Here is a 343-nt window from a genome sequence, read left to right on the forward strand (position 1 = left end):
TGCTGAAGACGCCCTTTGAACTCGTATCAAGCTGAGAATAGCCGGTATCGCGGGCTTCAGCGATCGTGACATTGTCGGTTGCGCTGAGATCGACCTTGCCCTTGGCATCTATTTTCGAGCCAATAATATTGAGATCATGGGAATTGTCTGCATCGGTCTTGTCGCCGGCTGCAACTCTGACCGAGCCGCCAGAACTGATTTCCGAGCCAATATGACTTTCGGAGCCCTGCTTGACTTCCGAGCCGATTGTTTCGGTGCGCTGTTGGGCAACCGTGATGTTGATATCGTCCCTGGCTTCGAGGCTGACGTCACCGCCGGCCTTCACCTTTGAACCTGATATCAG

General features: G+C 53.6%; 1 protein-coding gene. It reads right to left on the reverse strand.

The window, feature by feature from the left end; genetic code table 11:
• Positions 1 to 343, reverse strand: a 343-nt coding sequence (locus tag QSJ70_RS27470) for a hemagglutinin repeat-containing protein (protein WP_285541383.1), incomplete at both ends; no start/stop codon positions are given.

It is taken from the genome of Brucella sp. NBRC 12950 (assembly GCF_030268145.1).
GTDB lineage: Bacteria > Pseudomonadota > Alphaproteobacteria > Rhizobiales > Rhizobiaceae > Brucella.